This window comes from Streptomyces sp. NBC_01216 (assembly GCF_035994945.1).
In the GTDB taxonomy this organism is placed as follows: Bacteria; Actinomycetota; Actinomycetes; order Streptomycetales; family Streptomycetaceae; genus Streptomyces.
Genome location: NZ_CP108677.1, coordinates 6,769,116 through 6,787,842, shown reverse-complemented (window position 1 = coordinate 6,787,842; position 18,727 = coordinate 6,769,116). Strand labels below are relative to the sequence as shown.

Genomic DNA, 18,727 nt, shown 5'->3' with positions numbered 1-18,727 from the left:
GTGGTGCGGCCGGGCGCGCGAAGGCCGACCGGCCGGACGGGGGGGCGGCCGGGGCTGGTCGCTCAGAGCGGGCGTTCGCGCCCCTCCCAGTACGGCTCCCGCAGGCGTCGCTTGTAGAGCTTGCCGTTCGGGTCGCGGGGCATCGCCGGGATGAAGTCGACCGAGCGGGGGCGCTTGTATCCGGCCAGGCGCCGCGCGCAGTGGGCGAGGATCTCGGCGGCCAGCGTGTCGTCCGGGGCGTGGCCGTCGGCCGGTTCGACGACGGCCTTGACCTCCTCGCCCCGGTCGGCGTGCGGGATGCCGAACGCCGCCGCGTCCGCGACGGCCGGGTGGGTGAGGAGGGCCGCCTCGATCTCGGCGGGGTAGATGTTCACCCCACCCGAGATGATCATGTCGATCTTGCGGTCGCGGAGGAAGAGGTAACCGTCCTCGTCCAGGACTCCCAGGTCGCCGACGGTGAAGAAGTCGCCGATGCGGTTCTTCGCGGTCTTCGCCCGATCCTTGTGGTAGGCGAACCCGCCGGTGCTCATCTTCATGTAGACGGTGCCGAGTTCGCCGGGTGGGAGCCGGTTGCCCTCGTCGTCGAAGACGGCGAGCTCGCTGATCGGCCATGCCTTGCCGACGGTGCCCGGCTTCTTCAGCCAGTCCTCGGCCGTGGCGAAGGCACCACCCCCCTCACTCGCCGCGTAGTACTCCTCGACGCAGCTTCCCCACCAGTCGATCATCGCCCGCTTCACGTGATCCGGGCAGGGGGCGGCGCCGTGGATGGCGTGGCGCATCGAGGAGACGTCGTACCGGCCGCGCACGTCTTGCGGGAGGGACAGCAGCCGGTGGAACTGGGTCGGGACCATGTGGGTGTGGGTACAGGCACGGGCGTCGATGAGCCGCAGCATCTCCTCTGGGTCCCATCCGTCCATGAGCACCAGGGGGTGGCCGATGTGCAGGGCCGCGCTCGCGAACTGGAGCACCGCGGTGTGGTAGAGCGGCGAGCAGACGAGGTGAACGTTGCCGTCGAAGGGCCGGATGCCGAAGATGCCGAGGAACCCGCCGAGAGGGGTGTCCTCGGGCGGTCTGCCGGGCAGGGGCCGACGGATGCCTCGGGGCCGTCCGGTGGTGCCGGAGGTGTAGTTCATGACCCAGCCGAGGGTGCGGCCCTCGGGGACCGACTCCGGCATGCCGGCGAGGAGTTCGGTGAAGGGCCGGAAGCCGTCGCCGTGGTGTTCCGGTCCGCCGCCGACCAGGTAGCGGTGGGTGGCGGGGAGTCCCGCCTCGTCGGCCGCCGCCGTCGCCACGTCCGCGAAACGCGCGTGGGAGACGAGGACCTTCGCGCCGGAGTCCGCCACGATCCAGGCGATCTCGGGGCCGATCAGGTGATGGTTGACGGGGACGAGGTAGAAGCCGGCCTGGGCCGCGGCGAGATGGGCGGCCAGGAACTCGACCCCGTTGGGCAGGACGACGGCGAAGGCGTCGCCTCGCCCCATTCCGGCCGCCCGCAGTCCGTGGACGAGCCGGTTGACGTCGGCGTGCAGGCGCCCGGCGGACCATTCCTCTCCCTCGGGCGTGACCAGGACCGTTCGTTCCGGGTTCGCGGTGGCCTGGGACCAGAATCCGTTGGGCTGTTCGCTCACGGGGTGCTCCGTCCGGCGATGCGGTCGATACGGTCGACGGCCTTCTCGAAGCCGCGGGTGAGGTCGTCGAAGACCTGCTGGACACCGCGTTCGGATGTCATCCGGCCGACGATCTGCCCTACCGGCGTCCCGAGCAACGGCCCCACCTCGTACTTCTGTATGCGGGAGACCGCTTCGGCGACGAGCAGGCCCTGCAAGGGCATCGGGAGGGCTCCGGGGCCGTCCGGGTCGTCCCACGCGTCGGTCCACTCGGTGCGCAGCTGGCGGGCGGGCTTGCCGGTGAGCGCGCGGGATCGGACGGTGTCGCCTGAGCCGGCGGCGAGGAGCTTGGCGGTGAGTGCGCGGGAGTGCAGCTCGGCCTCGGTCGTCGTGAGCCAGAGCGAGCCCAGCCAGGCTCCCTGGGCGCCGAGCGCGAGGCCGGCGGCGATCTGCTCGCCGCTGCCGATCCCGCCCGCGGCGAGGACGGGCAGCGGCGAGACGGCTTCGACGACTTCCGGGGTGAGGACCATGGAGGCGATCTCGCCGGTATGGCCGCCGGCCTCGTAGCCCTGGGCGACGACGACGTCGATGCCCGCGTCGGCGTGGTGGCGGGCGTGCCGGGCGCTGCCCGCCAGGGCCGCGACGTGGACGCCGTGCGCGTGCGCGCGGGCGACGACGTCGGCGGGAGGCGAGCCCAGCGCGTTGGCGAGGAGTCTGATGGGGTAGTCGAAGGCGACGTCGAGCTGGCTGCGGGCGACCCGCTCCATCCATCCGGTGATGCGCCATCCGGAGACCTCGCCGTCGGCGAGTTCGGGGACGCCATGCCGGGCGAGGGTGTCACGGACGAAGGCTCGATGCCCCTCGGGGATCATCGCCTCCACGTCCGGCTCGCTCACGCCCTCGACCTTCCTGGCGGGCATGACGACGTCGAGGCCGTAGGGCAGCCCCCCGGTGTGGTCCTGCATCCAGTCGAGGTCGCGGGCGAGTTCGTCGGGGTCGGTGTAGCGGACCGCGCCGAGGACACCGAATCCGCCTGCTCTGGTGATCGCGGCGGCGACCGCGGGGAAGGGCGTGAAGCCGAAGATGGCGTGCTCGATCCCCAGGCTCTGGCTCAGCTCCGTCTTCATGGGCGGCAGGATGCCGCAGCCCGTCGGCCGAGGGAAGACATTTTCTGATGCAGGGTCAGATTCTTTGGGACGGCGTCGCTTCCTTGACGCCGGCCCGCCCGGGAAGAGAGTCTCCGTGGTGCGCGTGTGCCCGGAGCGTTCCTCCGGCGCCGTGGGAGAGGCCGGGCATGGCGGAGGAATCGGTGGACCGGGGCATCGGCCGTCGCGCGTTCGGCGCCGGGCTCCTCGTTCTGGGAGGTGCGCTGATGGCCGGCTCGACTCCGGTGGCCGGCGCCGCCTCCGGCCACCGAGGCGGGCGGCCGACCCTGCGTCGCGGGTCCGCCAGGCGTGCCGGACTGCTGGCCGAGCACCTGGATCGTCTGGTCACGGACGCGGAGGAGTTCCTCGCCCCCTCCCCCGCCCACCCCTGGTACGCGGGCGCGGTGCTCCTCGCCGGACGGGGCGGGACGGTGGCGCTGCACCGCGCGATCGGGACCGCGGTGCGGTACGCGGCGTACGACGAGCGGACGGACACCGGCGTCGAGCTGCCCGCGGACCGGCGGATCGCCATGTCCGAGGACACCGTCTTCGACCTGGCGTCCGTCTCCAAGCTGTTCACCTCGGTCCTCGCGGTCCAGCAGATCGAACGCGGATCGCTGGAACCGGAGGAGAGGGTGACCGCGTACCTCCCCGGGTTCGGCGTCGGCGGGAAGCGGGACGTCACGGTCCGTCATCTGCTGACCCACACCTCGGGCTTGCCGGCGTGGCTCCCGCTGTACGAGGAACCGACGCCGGAGGCGATGCTGCGGCGGGTGGCCGACGAGCCCCTCACGCGACCGCCCGGCACGGCGTACCTGTATTCCGATCTGAATCTGATCTCCCTCCAGTCGGTCCTGGAGGCGGTCACCGGCCGCCGGCTGGACGCGCTGCTCCACGAGGAGGTCACCGTCCCCCTCGGGATGGACCGCACGCGCTACAACCCCCCTCCCTCCTGGCGGCCGGGGATCGCCGCGACCGAAGACTGCCGACGTCCGTGGTCCGGCCTGGACCGGGGCATGGTGTGGGGCGAGGTCCACGACGAGAACGCGTACGCCCTCGGCGGGGTAGCGGGCCACGCCGGGGTGTTCTCCCGCGCCTGGGACCTGGCCGTGCTCGCCCGCACCCTGCTCAACGGCGGGGCGTACGGCTCCGCCCGGATCCTGTCGCCCGAGTCCGTGGAGCTGATGTTCACCGACTTCAACCCCGGCTTCCCCGATGACGCGCACGGCCTCGGCCTCGAACTCGGACAGCGCTGGTACATGGGCGCGATGGCCACTCCGCGGACGGCCGGGCACACCGGCTTCACCGGCACCAGCCTGGTCCTCGACCCGGGCACCGACACCTTCCTCGTCCTGCTCGGCAACTCGGTCCACCCCGTGCGCCGCTGGCGTGCCGGCTCGGCGCCCCGGGTCGCCGCGGCGAACCACCTCGCCCGCGCCGTCGCCGTCCGTCCGGCGCGCGGGCGGACCGCCTGGTTCGCCGGGATGGAGAGCGACGTGTCCGCCACCCTCACCCTGCCGCCGCTGACCGCGCACGCGGGCCCGGCCCCGGGCCCCGTCCGGCTGCGCTGCGCGCTGTGGTGGGACACCGAGCCGACGGCGGACGCCGCCTTCCTGGAAGTGTCGAGGGACGGCGGGACCACCTGGGAACCACTGCCGTTCACCACCGTGCGCCCCGGGCAACAGCCGCGGACGCGTCCGGCCGGTTCGGTGAGCGGCTGGTCGGGGCGGGTCTGGCACGAGGCCACAGCCGACCTCTCGGCCCACGGCACGGGCGGCGTCCGGCTGCGCTGGCGCTACACGACGGACCGGCGCCTCGTCGGACGAGGGGTGTACGTGGACGGACTGCGCGTCCTCGACGCCACGGGCTCCCCGCTCTTCGACGACTCCCGGCCCGCGGACGCGTCCCGCGTCGAGGCCGCGGGCTGGACCAGGTCGGCGGACTGACCGGCCGCCGCGCGGACTCCCCCACCCGCGCCCCGCCCGCCGCGAAGACGATCCACCGCGCCCCGCCCTTCCCGTCCCCTGCGCCGCGCCCCGTCGCTCCGCACCCCTCGACGGGACCCCGCCGGTCCCTACCGCCGCGGCGGCTCAGACTCCACGGCGGAGACGAAGCCTTCGACGACCTGACGGAGGTGCTCGGGCTCCTCGACGGACGGCATGTGCGTACTCTCCTCGAAGAGGACCCATTCGGCGCCCGGAATGGCGTCCACGAGGGGGCGGACCACCTCGGAGGTCACCAGGTCGTAGCGGCCGGAGGTCACCTGCACGGGCAGGTCGCGCTCCCCCAGCCGGGTCCATGACGCTCCAGTCCCTGAGGCTGCCGCCGACCGTCCGCTCCGGACCGCACAAGGCCGCGTTCACGTCCTCCCGCAGGGCGAGGGCGGAGCGGACGAGGTGTTCGGGCAAGGGGTCCGCGCGGCACAGCCAGAGCCCGTGGAAGGCCATGGCGGCTTCGAGACAGGCGTCGTCGCCGGTCCTGCCCTCGGCCTCGTACCGGTCGAGGCTCGCCCGGGTCGCCGCCGGAAAGGAATCCTTGAGCCGCGCGGCCCCGGCCGCGTACGCGGGGGTATCGGCGATGGGCCCCGCCAGGACGGCCGAGCCGGCTCGGTGGGCAGGCCCGGCGCCGTCGGATCAGCCTGCCGGTTCGGCCGCCGCACGCAGGGCCGACAGGACGGGCCTGATCAGCGGGTGCTCCTCGGCTCCGCGCCGCACGGCGGCGAAGACTCGGCGGGTGGGCGCGACGCCGTCCACCGCACGGACCTCGACCCGGGTGAGCTCCATCCCTCGCAGCGCCGAACGCGGGACGAGCGCCACCCCCGCCCCCGCCGAGGCGAGCGCGACGACGGCCCGGAAGTCGTCCGACGAGTGTTCCAGACGGGGCGCGAAGCCCGCGTACTCGCAGGCCAGGACCGTCACGTCGTGGCAGGGGTTGCCCGCGGACTGACCGATCCACGCGTCCTTGGCGAGCACGGCGAGCGCGACCCGCTCGCGCTCCGCGAGGGGATGGCCGGACGGAAGGACGACGTCGAACGGTTCGGCGTACAGCGGCACCCGGGTGAGACGGGCGTCGTCCTCCCCGGGGGCACCCCGGTACTCGACCGCCACCGCCGTGTCGACCTGCCGGTCGAGAACCATCATCAGGGACGCGTCGCCCTCGGCGTCCCGGACCCGGACCCGGATGCCGGGCGCGGTGCGGGCCAGTCCCGCGATGGCCGGGGCGACGACCAGCCCGATGCCGGTGGCGAACGCCGCCACCGTGACCGTGCCCGCCTCGCCGGAACCGTAGGCGGCGAGTTCCGACTCCGCGCGTTCCAGCTGGGCGAGGACGGCGTTGGCGTGGCCGAGCAGGATCTCCCCGGCCGGTGTGAGCCGCGCGCCGCGGGCACCGCGTTCGACCAGCCGGTGGCCGGTCTCCTGTTCCAGCGCGGCGAGCTGCTGGGAGACCGCGGAGGGGGTGAGGAAGAGCGCGGCGGCAGCCGCCGTGACCGTACGGTGGTCGGCCACCGCCCGGAGGATGTGCAGCCGCCGCGCTTCGATCATGCCCCCTAGTCTCGCAGGGCGGCGCGGGCGTCGACGAACGCGTCGACCGCGCGGTTGACGTCCTCGGTCGAGTGGGCCGCCGACAGCTGGACGCGGATACGGGCCTGCCCCTGCGGGACGACCGGGTACGAGAAGCCGATCACGTAGACGCCGCGCTCCAGCAGCAGCTCCGCCATCCGTCCCGCCTCCGACGCGTCGCCGATCATGACGGGGGCGATGGCGTGGTCGCCGGGGAGGATGTCGAAGCCCTCCTCGGTCATCCGGGAGCGGAACAGCGCCGTGTTCGCGCGGAGCCCCTCGCGGAGGTCGTCGGCCGACTCCAACAGGTCGAGGACCTTGAGCGAGGCGGCGGCGATCACCGGGGCGAGGGTGTTGGAGAAGAGGTACGGACGCGAGCGCTGGCGCAGCAGCGCGACGATCTCCGCGCGGGCGGCGACGTAGCCGCCGGAGGCGCCGCCGAGGGCCTTGCCGAGGGTGCCGGTGATGATGTCGACACGGTCCATGACGCCGTGCAGTTCGGGGGTTCCGCGCCCGCCGGGACCGACGAAGCCGACGGCGTGCGAGTCGTCGACCATCACCATGGCGTCGTAGCGTTCGGCCAGATCGCATATCTCGTCGAGCGGGGCGACGTAGCCGTCCATGGAGAACACGCCGTCGGTCACGATCAGCTTGCGCCGGGCCCCGCCGTCGACGGCCTCCTTGAGCCGCTGCTCGAGGTCGGCCATGTCGCGGTTGGCGTAGCGGAAGCGGCGGGCCTTGGAGAGCCGGATGCCGTCGATGATGCTGGCGTGGTTGAGGGCGTCGGAGATGACGGCGTCCTCCGGGCCGAGCAGCGTCTCGAAGACGCCTCCGTTGGCGTCGAAGCAGGAGGAGTAGAGAATCGTGTCCTCCTGGCCCAGGAAAGAGGACAGCCGTGCCTCCAGTTCCTTGTGCACCTCCTGCGTGCCGCAGATGAAGCGCACGGAGGCCATGCCGTAGCCCCAGCGGTCCAGCGCCTCGTGGGCGGCGGCGACGACCTCGGGGTGGTCGGCGAGGCCCAGGTAGTTGTTGGCGCAGAAGTTGAGCACCTCACCGGGCCGGCCGCCGGCCGTGACGGCGACGGTGGCGGACTGCGGGGTGCCGATCACGCGCTCGGGTTTGTGCAGACCGGCGGCGCGGATCTCGTCGAGGGTGGCACGGAGGTCTTCACGTACGGACGCGAACATGGGGTTCCTTCACGGGTCGGGCGGGCTGGAGGGACGGGCCGGGCCGGGCCAGGCGGGTGTCGTGCGGACACGCCGTGCGGGCATCGGACGGGACCGTCCTAGGACGCGGTGCTCCAGTCAAGGATGATCTTGCCGCCCTTGCCGGACGCGGCGTCGTCGAAGGCGGCCTCGAAGTCGGTGTAGTCGTAACGGCCGGTGATCACGGGGGCGAGGTCGAGACCGCCCTCCAGGAGGACCGACATCGCGTACCAGGTCTCGAACATCTCCCGGCCGTAGATCCCCTTGATGGTGATCATGGAGGTGACGATCTTCGCCCAGTCGACGGAGAAGTCCTCGGCGGGCAGGCCGAGCATCGCGATCTTGCCGCCGTTGGTCATGTTGGCGACCATGTCGCGCATCGCGCGGGGGTTGCCGGACATCTCGAGGCCGACGTCGAAGCCCTCCTTGAGCCCGAGCGCGCGCTGGCCGTCGGCGATCGTCTCCCGGGCGACGTTCAGGGCCAGCGTGACGCCGGCCTTGCGGGCGAGGTCCAGCCGCTCCTCGCTCACGTCGGTGATGACGACGCTGCGGGCGCCGGCGTGCTTGGCGACGGCGGCGGCCATGATGCCGATCGGGCCGGCGCCGGTGACCAGGACGTCCTCGCCGACGAGCGGGAAGGACAGGGCGGTGTGCACGGCGTTGCCGAAGGGGTCGAAGATCGCCGCGACGTCGAGGTCGACGGGGGTGCGGTGCACCCAGACGTTCGACGCGGGCAGGACGACGTATTCGGCGAAGGCGCCGTCGCGCCCGACGCCGAGGCCGACCGTGGCGCGGCACAGGTGGCGGCGGCCGGCGAGGCAGTTGCGGCACTTGCCGCAGACGAGGTGGCCCTCTCCGCTGACCAGGTCCCCGACCTTGACGTCCACGACGTCACGTCCGGTCTCGGCGACCTCGCCGACGAACTCATGGCCGAGGGTGAGCGGCGTGGAGATGGTCTTCCGCGCCCAGCCGTCCCAGGACCGGATGTGCAGGTCGGTGCCGCAGATGCCGGTCCGCTTCACCTTGATCAGTACGTCGCCGGAGCCGGTCTCCGGCTCCGGCACGTCCGTGAGCCAGAGTCCCGGCTCCGCGTTCTGCTTGACCAGTGCCTTCAATGCCGTGGCTCCCGACGTGCGTGTCCTGTGACCGAGGGGGTCCGGGCACGGCTTCGCGCCAAGATCCCCGGAGGGAAATCTTCCTTATGCCGGGCCCGCGGTCCATCGAGGTTTTCTTAAGCGCGTGCGCAGATCAGCTTCACGCCCCTGGCCGGCCGGCGCACCTCGTCAGCTTCCGAGCACCGCCATCGCCGCGTTGTGACCGGGAACGCCGCTCACTCCGCCGCCCCGGACGGCGCCCGCGCCGCACACCAGGACGTTGGAGCGCGCGGTCTCGACACCCCACCGGCCGCCGGCCTCGTCCGCGTAGGGGAAGGAGAGGTCTCCGTGGAAGATGTGGCCGCCGGGCAGCCGCAGGTCGCGTTCGAGGTCGAGCGGGGTCCGCGCCTCGACGCACGGGCGGCCGTCGGCGTCGAGCGCGAGGCAGTCGGCGAGCGGCTCGTCGAGGTGGGCGTCGAGTTCGGCGAGCGTGGCGTCGAGGGCCGCCACCCGGGTGGCGTCGTTGTCGGCGGCGAACAGGCGTGCGGGGGTGTGCAGGCCGAAGAGCGTGAGGGTCTGGTAGCCGCGCCGGGCGAGCTCGGGGCCCAGGATGCTCGGATCGGTCAGGGAGTGGCAGTAGATCTCGGAGGGCGGGGCGCTCGGCAGACGCCCCGCGGCCGCTTCGGCGTAGGCGGTCGCCAGCCGGCCGTAGCCCTCGGCGATGTGGACGGTGCCGGCGAATGCCTCGCGGGGGTCGACGGACCGGTCGCGCAGCCGCGGCAGCCGGGTGAGCAGCATGTTGACCTTGAGTTGGGCCCCCTCGGCCGGAGGCGGGGGCGGATCGCCGAGCAGGGCCGCGAGGGCCTGTGGCGAGGCGTTCACGAGGACGTGGCGCGCCTCGACGACGCCTTCGGTGTCGTCGGTGCGGAAGGTGAGGGCGGCGTGGCCGCCGTCGCTCTCGATCCGGGTGACCTCGTGTCCGGTGCGGATCTCGGCGCCGGCCGCGCGGGCGGCACCGGCGAGGGCGTCGGTGAGCGCGCCCATGCCTCCGACGGGGACGTCCCAGTCTCCGGTGCCGCCCCCGATCACGTGGTAGAGGAAGCAGCGGTTCTGGAGCAGCGAGGCGTCGTGGGCGCCGGCGAAGGTCCCGATGAGCGCGTCGGTGAGGACGACGCCCCGGACGAGGTCGTCGGCGAAGGTCTCCTCGACGGCGACGCCGAGCGGCTGCTCGAAGAGCATGCGCCAGGTGTCCTCGTCGTCGACCCGGGCACGTAGTTCCGCGCGGGTGGGCAGCGGTTCGGTGAGCGTGGGGAAGACGCGCCGGGCGAGCCGTCCCGTACGTCCGTAGAAGCTCTCCCATGCCTGGTACTCGCGGTCGGAGCCGGTCAGCGCGGCGAAGGAGGCGCGGGTACGGGCCGGGCCGCCGCCGACGAGGAGCCCGCCGTCGCCTTGGGGGGTGTACGAGGACACGGACCGCTTCCGCACCGCGAAGCGCAGGCCGAGCTCGTGCACGATCTTGGGCGGCAGGAGGGAGACGAGGTACGAGTACCGCGAGAGGCGGGCGTCGACCCCGGTGAAGGGGCGGGTGGAGACGGCGGCGCCGCCCGTGGTGCCGAGGCGCTCCAGGACGAGGACGGAGCGTCCGGCGCGGGCCAGATAGGCGGCGGCCACGAGTCCGTTGTGGCCGCCCCCGACGATGACGGCGTCGTACGAGCGCTGTGCGGGCATGCCTCTTGCTAGCACGGGGGGATCGCGCATGGAACCCCGCGCTCCGAGCGTCCCACAAAGAGTCTCATTAATGTCTCACTTATCGGGGGCCGGAGAGAGGTGACGGTAGACCGTGGCCCGGGACACTCCCAGTTCGGCGGCGATCTCGGCGGCCGTGGCACCGGCGGCGTACCACCGTCGGGCCCGGGCGACCGCCTCGTCGTCCATCACGGCGGGGCGGCCACGACGGCGGTGCCCGGCCGAGCGGGCGGGTGCGGAGGCGGTGCCGCCCGGAGCGGAGGGGCCGGCCGTGCCGGGACCGGGCGCCGCTTCCGGGCACCTCCACGCGCCCGGCCCCTCCGGGACGCCGAGGAGCCGGCGCACGCCGCTCAGGATCTCGGCACGCAGCAGCTCGGCCGGGGCGTCGGCGAAGAGCACGACCGGGTCGCTCAGCATGGCGATCGCCTGGGCCGCGCGGACCCGCCCGGCGAAGTCCGGGGAGGGCCCCGCGACCAGGACGTTCGCTTCCAGCATGGCGGCCTTGAACCGCGCGAAGACCCGGCCGTGCGCGGCCAGCGCCAGGTCCTGGAGATTGACGCCGAGCAGCGCGCGATGGGTCAGCCAGACGTCCAGCATCCCCTCGACGGCCGACCGGCGGGCGGCGCCGGGGTCCGCTGCCGCGGCGCGTGCCATCGCCGCCTCCAGGTCGCGGAGCAGGGGCTCGGCCAGGGCCGCCAGGATGTCGGCCTTGCCGGGGAAGTGGTACAGCACCGCCGCCTTGGTGACGCCCACGCGGGCGGCGATCCGGCCGACCGAGGTCGCGTGGTAGCCGCGGGCGGCGAACTCCTCGTCCGCCGCCCTCAGGATGCGGGCCCGGGTGCCGGTCTCCTCCTCGGTCATGCGGCGAGGTTATCCCCCCTTGCCTGACCGACGGACAGGACGTACGGTCGGCGCTGACCGGCGGTCAGTGAACCCGTGGGTCAGCGGACCGGTGGTCGGTGAGCCGTCGGCCGGGGGAGGTGGCCGGTGGACCGGGTCGCCGCGAGACGCCGTGGGCGAGAGGTGGGCACGATGGACGACGACCGGGGCACGGTCCTGATCTCGGGGGCGGGGATCGCCGGTCCCGTACTCGCCTACTGGCTGGCGCGCGGCGGATGGCGGCCCACCGTGGTCGAGCACGCGCGTGGCCCGCGGTCCAGCGGCAGCCCGGTGGACGTCGCGGGCGAGGCGCTGGACGTGGTGCGGCGGATGGGCGTGCTCCCCCGGCTTCGCGAGGCGGCGACCGCCGTGACGCGGCTGCGGCTCGTCGACGCCGGGGGCCGCCCGATCGCGACGCTGCCGACCCGGAGCGACCTCGGCGGAGCCGACGGCGCCGTCGAGGTACCCCGCGCCGATCTGGCCACCGTCCTGTACGAAGCCGCCCGCGACGAGGCCGAGTTCGTCTTCGACGACTCGGTGGCGGCCCTCGGGCCCGACGCCCGCGGCGTGGACGTCACCTTCCGGAAGGGGCCGCCGCGGCGCTTCGACCTGGTGGTCGGCGCGGACGGGCAGCACTCTGCCGTGCGGCGCCTGGCGTTCGGCCCCGAGCGGAACTTCGTCCACCACTTCGGCATGTACGTGGCGACGCTCCCGCTCGACGGACCGGCCGGCGACCCCCGGACCGTGGTCATGCACAACACGCCCGGCCGGGCCGCCGCGGTCCATCCGGTGCGCGGACGTTCGCTGGCGTTCTTCGCCTACCGCGGTCCCGAGGTCACCGGGTTCGACCACCGCGACACGGCACAGCACCGCCGGCTCCTGACCGCCGCTTACGCGGACGCGGGCTGGCGGGTGCCGGAACTGCTGGACCGGGTCCGCGAGGCGGGCGAGGATCTGTACTTCGACGCCGTCAGCCGGGTGCGTGTCCCGGCGTGGTCCCGCGGGCGGGTGGCGTTGGTGGGCGACGCCGCGTCGTCCGTGTCGCTGTTCGGCGAGGGCAGTTCGCTGGCGACGACCGGCGCGCACACCCTCGCGGCGGAGCTGTCGGCCACCCCGGAGGACCCGGCCGCCGCGTTCCACCGCTACGAGGCCCGGCACCGCACGCGGGTGGCCCCCCGGCAGCGTGCCGTGGGCCGGGTCGCGTCCCTGCTGGTCCCCGCCACCCGACCCGGCCTGGCCGCGCGCGATCTGACGGCCCGGCTGTGGACCCTGGGCTCACGGCCGTTCGGAGGGCGCGGGTAGCGCGCGGGGACGGCGCGCCCCGAAGCCCGGGCCGGCGGGTCCGGGGGTCAGTGCAGGGTGCTGCGGTCACCGTGGCCGCGGCGCAGCGAGGCCACCCGGCGGTGCAGGGCGAGGGCCTCCCGGGGGCGCCCCAGGCGTTCCAGGCAGTGGGCCTCGTCGTCACGGGCCGCCAGGGTGTCCGGGTGCTCCGGGCCCAGGACGCGCTCCCTGCTCTCGGCGACCTGCCGGTAGAGGGTGAGCGCCTCTTCCCAGCGGGCGAGCCAGCCGAGACCGACCGCGATCTCGCGGCGGCTCACGAGCGTGTCGGGATGATCGGCGCCCAACACCCGCTCGCGCACGACGCACACGGCCCGGGACTCCGTCAGGGCCTCCTCCCAGCGGGCCAGCCGACCGAGGTTGACCCCGACGCCGTGGCGGGCGCGCAGGGTCTCGGGATGGTCGGGGCCGTGCACCCGGGTGCGGGCGTCGACGAGGTCGCGGTACACCTCCAGAGCCTCGGCACCGTGGCCCAGCCGGCCCAGACAGATACCGGTCTCGTAGTGTGCGGCCAGCGTGTCGGGATGGTCCGCGCCCAGGACGTCGGCGCGCGCCGACGCGACCTCGCGGTACACGGGGAGCGCGTCCGCCCAGCGGCCCAGCCGCCCCAGGGTGTAGGCCACCTCGTACCGGGTCACCAGGGTGTCCGGATGGCCGGGGCCGAGCAGCAGGCTCCGTGCCTCGCCGACCTCCAGGGCCGTACGGTACGACTCCTCCAGGCGTCCCAGCCGCCCCAGGTTGAAGGCGAGGTTGTGGCGGCAGCGCAGGGTGTCGGGGTGGTCCGGTCCGAAGGTGCGCATCCGGGAGGCGAGGACCGCCTCGTACACCTGGTGCGCCTCGAAGTAGCGGCCCAGACGCCCGAGGAGGTACGCGGTCTCCTGACGGGCCGCGACGGTGTCCGGGTGGTCGGCGCCGAGCGTGCGGTCCCGGCCCTCGACGACGCGTCCGAACTCGCGCAGGGCGTCGGCCCGGCGCCCGAGCCGTCCCAGTGTGGAGGCGAGTTCGTAGCGGCTGCTGAGGGTGTCGGGATGGTCGGGTCCGAGTACCCGCTCGCGGTCCACGGCCACCGCGCGGTGCAGCCCCTCCGCCTCGTCCCAGCGGCCGTTCCGGCCGAGGCCGAGCCCTTCCTTGTGCCGGCCGGCGAGAACGGCCGGCAGTTCGGCCGGGACCGCGTCGGCCCGGGGCCAGGACGCCGTCCCGGACGACGAGCCGGTCACGGTGGTCCACCGGCCGGTGAGCCCCGCGGCGGGATCGGACGCGGTGCCCGGCGCCGTCGCGAAGGACGCTGCGGCGCGATGCCCCGGGGTCATCCCGCGGGTCCACGACGGCAGACCGGGCGGGCGTGACGGTGCCGGCCACACGGCGGACGTGTCCCGGGACAGGGGGCGCGCGGGCGTGTGGACCGGGGACGGGCCGCCGCGGGCGGAGAGTATCCGGCGGCGCAAGTCGTTGGCGTCGGTGGGCCGCCGCTCGGGTTCCTTGGCGAGCAGGTCGAGGACGATCCGGTCGAGGTAGTGGGGGAGTTCGGCGCGGCGGCTGCGCGGCGGCTCGGGCACCGTGTCGCGGTGGCCGATGAGGATGGCCCAGGGGTCCTGGAGGTCGAAGGGCGGGGCGCCGGTGGCGATCTCGTAGAGCACGCAGCCGAGCGAGTACAGGTCGCTGCGGTGGTCGACCTCGCCGCCGCTGATCTGCTCGGGCGACATGTAGTGCGGGGTGCCCATGGCGATGCCCGTGCCGGTCAGGCGCGAGCTGAAGCCGATGTCGGCGCCCAGCCGCGCTATCCCGAAGTCGCAGATCTTCACACCGCCGTCGCCCAGCCGCATGATGTTGGCGGGCTTGAGGTCGCGGTGCACGATCCCCTGGCGATGCGTGTAGGCCAGGGCGTCGGCGACCTGCTCCGCGATGTCCTCGACGTCCTGGACCGGCAGTGGACTCTGTTTGTTCTCCTCCAGGAGCTGGCTGAGGTTGCGGCCTTCCAGCAGCTCCATGACCAGGAACAGGACTCCCTCGGACTCCCCGAAGTCGTGCACGACGGTGACGCCGCGGTGCTGCAGGGAGGCGGCGACGCGCGCCTCGCGGCGGAAGCGCTCGCGCAGCACGGTCACGAGGTCGGCGCCCCGCTGCGGCCCCAGGGGCTTGAGGCACTTGACGGCGACCCGGCGCCCGAGCGCCTCGTCGGTGGCGCTCCACACCTCGCCCATGCCCCCGCGCCCGATCACGTCGTGCAGCCGGTACCGGCCCTGGATCAGCCTGGATTCCGCCATCGCGTGCTATCGCCCCCGTCGGTTCTCTGCGCCCTCCCCAGCCCGTCCAGTATGGCTGCCTGGCTGCGCAGTTTGTACGGGGCGGGTCGTGCCTCCCGGCCGAGGCGGGCCATCGCCTTCGGGATGCGGCCGGGCGGGAGCCGCCGGCGCAACCGCGCGGGCACGGAGCGCAGCAGACGCGCCGTGGCGGTGAGGCGGTGCGTGACGGTCTCCGGAGCGGGCGCGGGCCGGCCGTACAGCGCGTGGGCGTAGTCGGGCGGAGTGTCGTAGGCGAGCGCCGCGACGCGCCCCCAGAGCGCGGCGCGCGCCGGGATCAGCACGGTCGACGGGCGGGCGGCGGAGGAAGGCGTCGACGGCGCGCGCCCTCTCCGGCGGCGAGTTCCGGCCGCACCGCTTCGAAGTAGGCGGCGAGTCCGTCGCGGTCGGCGGCGACCCGCCCGGGATCGAGGCCGACGAGCCGGGCCGAGCGGCGGTGCTCGTCGACGGAGCGGTCGGCCTGGGCGTCGGCGAGCACGATGCCGGAGCGGCGGACGACGGAGAGATCGGAGTCGACCTCCGCGCAGCGCACCCGCAGGAGCAGGCCGGGGTCGTCGACACCGAGCAGCCGGTGGATCCTGCGGACCCGCGTGCGCCGGCCGCCTCGGCGGCCTCGGTCGTGCCGTAGCCGAGGGTGCCGACGAAGTCGGCGGTGCGCAGGAGCCGCCCCCAGGGGTCCCTCCGGAAGCCGCTGTTGATCAGCACCCCGCGGACGACCGCGGGGTGCTGCGCCTGGAGGTACGGGGCGCGGACCCCGGCGATCCACATCACCGGGTCGCCGTGCAGCTGCCAGGTGACGGAGCCGGGACCGAAGAGGCCGGGGTCGGCGTCCCGCGTCATGGACGTCCGGCTACGCCGGGCCGTGCCGCCGAGGGTGCGGAAGACCCCACTCCCCCGCCGGGGTCCGGTTCCAGCGCATCCGGGACCAGGGCAACGCCAGCTCGCCCGGGTCCCGGACCTCGCGCGGGGCGAGTTCCGTGACCGGTACGGCCTCGCGGTACCGGGCGAAGACGGTGTCGACGTAGCGGTGTCCGGTGTCGGCGGCGATGAAGAGGACCGTCCGTTCGGGCGCGCGCTCGCGTTCGTGACGTGCGGCCAGGTAGCCGGCGCCGGTCGACAGCCCGGCGAACACGGCGTGCCGCCGCAGCAGGTCGACGCTCCCGGCCAGGGCGGCGTCGAAGGAGATCCAGTGCAGGGTGTCGTACAGCTCGTGGGAGACGTTCCCGAAGGGGATGGAGCTGCCGATGCCGGCGATGATGATCTCGGGGTCGGCGACGTGTCCGGCGCCGAAGGTGACGCTGCCGTAGGGCTGGACCCCGACGAGTTGGATGTCGGCCGGTCCGCTGGAACCCCTGACACGCTCGTGGGCGCGGGGGCCGGAGGGCCGCGGTCCGCACTGGGAGCGCGCCGGGTTCGCCGGGCCCCGGCGCAGGTAGCGGGCGAGCGCGCCCGTGGAGGCGCCCGAACCGACCCCGCCGACGACGGTGAGCGCGTCCACGCCGACGGCCTCGCGGATCCGGTCGGCGACGGCGCGGTAGCCGAGGTAGTGGATGTCGTCGTGGTATTGCCGCATCCAGTGGTACTCGGGGTGCGCGGCGAGGATCTCCCGGACCCGCTCGACGCGCCGCTTCTGGTCCAGTTTGAGGTCATCGCAGGGCTCCATCCGCTCCAGCGTCGCGCCGAGGACGGCGAGCTGGATGCCCAGGGCGCGGTCCACCGTCGTCGAGCCCACGATGTGACAGCGCATGCCGTACCGGTGGCAGGCCAGGGCGAGGGCGTAGGCGTAGATGCCGCTGGAGCTGTCGAGCAGGGTGTCCCCTCGGCGTACGGCACCGGTGTCGAGCAGGTGGCGTACGGCCGCGAGGGCGGATACCACCTTCATCGTCTCAAAGCGCAGGCAGAGGAGTCGTTCGTCGAGGCGTATCAGGTCCGGTCGGCCGACCGACTCCGCGTTGTGCCGGTCCATGGGCAGATGTTCCGTGGACTGATGAGCCGGGGCGTGCCGCTCCATGCGCGGTCTCCTTGGTAATGGTGGTGAAGGTCGGTCCGGCGGGGATGCCGTGGGCGTCCAGGGCTCGCAGGCAGGCCCGCAGGCGCGGGCGCATCCCCGGGGCCGGCGCGAAGAGGACGCCCGCGACCGCGCCGCTGTGCGCGAGCTGGACGCCGACCGCCCCGAATGCCCGCGCGAGGTCGGTGAGGACGTCGAACTCCGGGTGGCCGAGCACCTCCTGGCCGCGCCGGGCGCTGGCGGTGGCGACCTCGCCGAGCAGCCGCGCGTCGCCGGTGGCCACGGCGTGGCGCAGCCGGGCGCGCAGCCGTGCGCAGTCCCGGACCTCGGTGTCGGACGCCTGGGCGGGTGGGCGTGCGGGGAGCGAGAGGGTGTCCACGGGGGTGCCGCCGCCCAGGACGCAGCCGACCACGACCAGGGGTGGCAGGGCCGGGCCGAGCACCTCCAGGACGCGGCCCTCCCGCTGGGCGAAGAGGCACGGGCGGCCGTCGAGCATCAGGGGATCGCAGGCCGTCTCCGCGCGTACCGCCAGTCGGGCGACGGTGCCGGGGGCGAGGCGGAGGCCGTAGGAGTCCGCGACCGCGCGCACGGCGGCGATCACGTCGCTGGTGGAGCTGCCCAGGCCCAGGCCCACCGGAAGGTCGCCGGTGAGCCGCAGTTCCCCGCCGCAGGGCTCCACTCCGGTCCGCCGCGCGCAGGCCGCCACCGCGAGGGCCGCGGCGCGGGCCGCCTTCGCACGGTCGGCGGGGAGGACGTCGAGGGCCTCGGCCGGGGTGCCGGGGCGGCGGACGAACCGCGCGGTGGTGCCGGGGCCGGGGAGCGGGAGGGTGACCAGTCCCGCGCACCGGCGCCCGGCGCCGTCGAGGAAGACGCCCTGGAGGATCTCGCCGTGGTGGCCCGGGGCGTGGCCGGTGCCGGTGGGAAGGCCATCGGCGGCGGTCGCGGCGGGGCGGGCGGCGGGGGTCACGAGCCGTCCGCCGCGCGGTAGCGGTACAGGACCGTCCGGTCGGCGCTGAACTGGGAGAAGGGGAAGGGCTCGGCGGACAGGGCGGTCACCCCCGAGCCGAGGAAGGCGCGGGCGACGGCGCTGCCGCTCTGCGCGTAGACGATCAGCGGGACGCCGCGGGCCCGGCAGCGGTCCAGGATGGTGTCGAAGGAGCCGTTGCCGAGGGTCATCCCGGTGGCCACGACGGCGTCGGACCGGTCGAGCACCTGGTGCATGTCGTCGGTGACCGGTTCGCCCCACCGCGTGACCCGGAGGTTGAGGTCGCAGGGCAGCGGTTCGCCGCCGCGCGCGCGGATCGCCGCGACCAGCGGGTTGACGACGCCGATGAGGCCGACCCGGGCTCCCGGCGCGATGTCGAGGAGACCTGCGACGGCGGCGTCTCGGGCCTGCGCGCGGACCTCCGGGGTGCCGGCGGGCAGGACGACCGGCTCGGCCTCGCCGGTCTCGGCGGCCAGGCGGTGCGGACGCGCCTCGGAGAGGCAGGCGTCGAGGGCGGCGATCCGCAGGGGGCGGGGTGCTTCGCCGAGCAGGGCGTCGAGCGGGGCTCCGGAGAACTCCCGGCAGACCGACGGGTTGAGCTCGCCGTCCTCGAAGGCGCAGCCGCCGAAGGAGCCGCCGAGGCGGACCAGCACGTACTGGTTGAGGTAGGTGGTGTGGCCGCCGGCGAGGCGGGTGCCGTGGTGGATCCAGAAGACGCTGGTGGCGACGGTCCCGGACGGGAGGGGGCCGTGGTGGCCCGCCCGTACGGCCTCGGTGAGGGCGTCGACGGAGGGGACGGTGGTGGTCATGGGGATTCCTGGTCTCGCTTCACGAGGTGGGGTGGTGGTCATGGGGATTCC

General features: G+C 74.1%; 15 protein-coding genes and 1 pseudogene. 2 read left to right on the top strand and 14 right to left on the bottom strand.

The features are described 5' to 3' along the window. Window positions 1-62 precede the first annotated feature (62 nt). Window positions 63-1,628, bottom strand: a complete 1,566-nt coding sequence (locus OG393_RS30630) for an acyl-CoA synthetase (RefSeq protein WP_327377939.1) — start codon at window positions 1,626-1,628, stop codon at window positions 63-65. Beyond that, on the bottom strand, window positions 1,625-2,734 hold the full coding sequence (locus tag OG393_RS30625) for an NAD(P)H-dependent flavin oxidoreductase (RefSeq protein WP_327377938.1): 1,110 nt from the start codon (window positions 2,732-2,734) through the stop codon (window positions 1,625-1,627). Before OG393_RS30625 ends, OG393_RS30630 begins: the two co-directional genes overlap by 4 nt. Before the next feature lie 167 nt (window positions 2,735-2,901). On the opposite strand from OG393_RS30625, the gene OG393_RS30620 reads away from it, so the two are divergent. Next, a complete protein-coding gene (locus OG393_RS30620; RefSeq protein WP_327377937.1) occupies window positions 2,902-4,698 on the top strand; it encodes a serine hydrolase in 1,797 nt (598 codons plus the stop codon). A gap of 128 nt (window positions 4,699-4,826) precedes the next feature. On the opposite strand, the gene OG393_RS30615 is transcribed toward OG393_RS30620, so the two are convergent. From OG393_RS30615 to OG393_RS30590, 6 genes are all read right to left on the bottom strand, one after another. Beyond that, entirely contained in the window at window positions 4,827-5,021 is a 195-nt protein-coding gene (locus OG393_RS30615) for an alpha/beta fold hydrolase (RefSeq protein WP_327377936.1), read from the bottom strand. Between the two features lie 364 nt (window positions 5,022-5,385). Continuing rightward, on the bottom strand, window positions 5,386-6,294 hold the full coding sequence (locus OG393_RS30610; RefSeq protein ID WP_327377935.1) for a LysR family transcriptional regulator: 909 nt from the start codon (window positions 6,292-6,294) through the stop codon (window positions 5,386-5,388). 5 nt (window positions 6,295-6,299) lie between these two features. Next, window positions 6,300-7,499: a glycine C-acetyltransferase gene (locus OG393_RS30605; RefSeq protein ID WP_327377934.1), complete on the bottom strand. Its 1,200-nt coding sequence runs from the start codon at window positions 7,497-7,499 to the stop codon at window positions 6,300-6,302. Between the two features lie 98 nt (window positions 7,500-7,597). Next, complete coding sequence (gene tdh / locus OG393_RS30600) at window positions 7,598-8,632, bottom strand: L-threonine 3-dehydrogenase (RefSeq protein WP_327377931.1); 1,035 nt, start codon at window positions 8,630-8,632, stop codon at window positions 7,598-7,600. Window positions 8,633-8,800: 168 nt separating this feature from the next. Further along, window positions 8,801-10,339: a phytoene desaturase family protein gene (locus OG393_RS30595; protein WP_327377930.1), complete on the bottom strand. Its 1,539-nt coding sequence runs from the start codon at window positions 10,337-10,339 to the stop codon at window positions 8,801-8,803. A gap of 75 nt (window positions 10,340-10,414) precedes the next feature. Beyond that, complete coding sequence (locus OG393_RS30590) at window positions 10,415-11,218, bottom strand: TetR family transcriptional regulator (RefSeq protein WP_327377929.1); 804 nt, start codon at window positions 11,216-11,218, stop codon at window positions 10,415-10,417. Window positions 11,219-11,389: 171 nt separating this feature from the next. Here OG393_RS30590 and OG393_RS30585 point away from each other — a divergent pair, with 171 nt between their 5' ends. Then, window positions 11,390-12,538: an FAD-dependent monooxygenase gene (locus tag OG393_RS30585; RefSeq protein ID WP_327377928.1), complete on the top strand. Its 1,149-nt coding sequence runs from the start codon at window positions 11,390-11,392 to the stop codon at window positions 12,536-12,538. 47 nt (window positions 12,539-12,585) lie between these two features. On the opposite strand, the gene OG393_RS30580 is transcribed toward OG393_RS30585, so the two are convergent. The 6 genes and pseudogenes from OG393_RS30580 to OG393_RS30555 all read right to left on the bottom strand — a co-directional run bounded on the left by OG393_RS30580 (window position 12,586) and on the right by OG393_RS30555 (window position 18,676). Beyond that, the gene (locus tag OG393_RS30580) at window positions 12,586-14,838 is read right to left on the bottom strand and encodes a serine/threonine-protein kinase (protein WP_327377927.1); all 2,253 of its coding nucleotides are present in this window, start codon (window positions 14,836-14,838) and stop codon (window positions 12,586-12,588) included. Continuing rightward, entirely contained in the window at window positions 14,820-15,158 is a 339-nt protein-coding gene (locus OG393_RS30575) for a hypothetical protein (RefSeq protein WP_327377926.1), read from the bottom strand. Before OG393_RS30575 ends, OG393_RS30580 begins: the two co-directional genes overlap by 19 nt. Continuing rightward, window positions 15,152-15,642: pseudogene (locus tag OG393_RS30570) on the bottom strand (oxygenase MpaB family protein). The gene OG393_RS30575 and the pseudogene OG393_RS30570 overlap by 7 nt, the downstream one beginning before the upstream one ends. Window positions 15,643-15,724: 82 nt before the next feature. Beyond that, window positions 15,725-16,840 carry a pyridoxal-phosphate dependent enzyme gene (locus OG393_RS30565; RefSeq protein WP_327377925.1) on the bottom strand — a complete coding sequence of 372 codons (1,116 nt, stop codon included), beginning with the start codon at window positions 16,838-16,840 and terminating at the stop codon, window positions 15,725-15,727. After that, a complete protein-coding gene (locus tag OG393_RS30560) occupies window positions 16,761-17,849 on the bottom strand; it encodes a GHMP family kinase ATP-binding protein (RefSeq protein ID WP_327377924.1) in 1,089 nt (362 codons plus the stop codon). Before OG393_RS30560 ends, OG393_RS30565 begins: the two co-directional genes overlap by 80 nt. Further along, window positions 17,846-18,676, bottom strand: a complete 831-nt coding sequence (locus OG393_RS30555) for a Rossmann-like domain-containing protein (RefSeq protein ID WP_327377923.1) — start codon at window positions 18,674-18,676, stop codon at window positions 17,846-17,848. Before OG393_RS30555 ends, OG393_RS30560 begins: the two co-directional genes overlap by 4 nt. Window positions 18,677-18,727 lie beyond the last annotated feature (51 nt).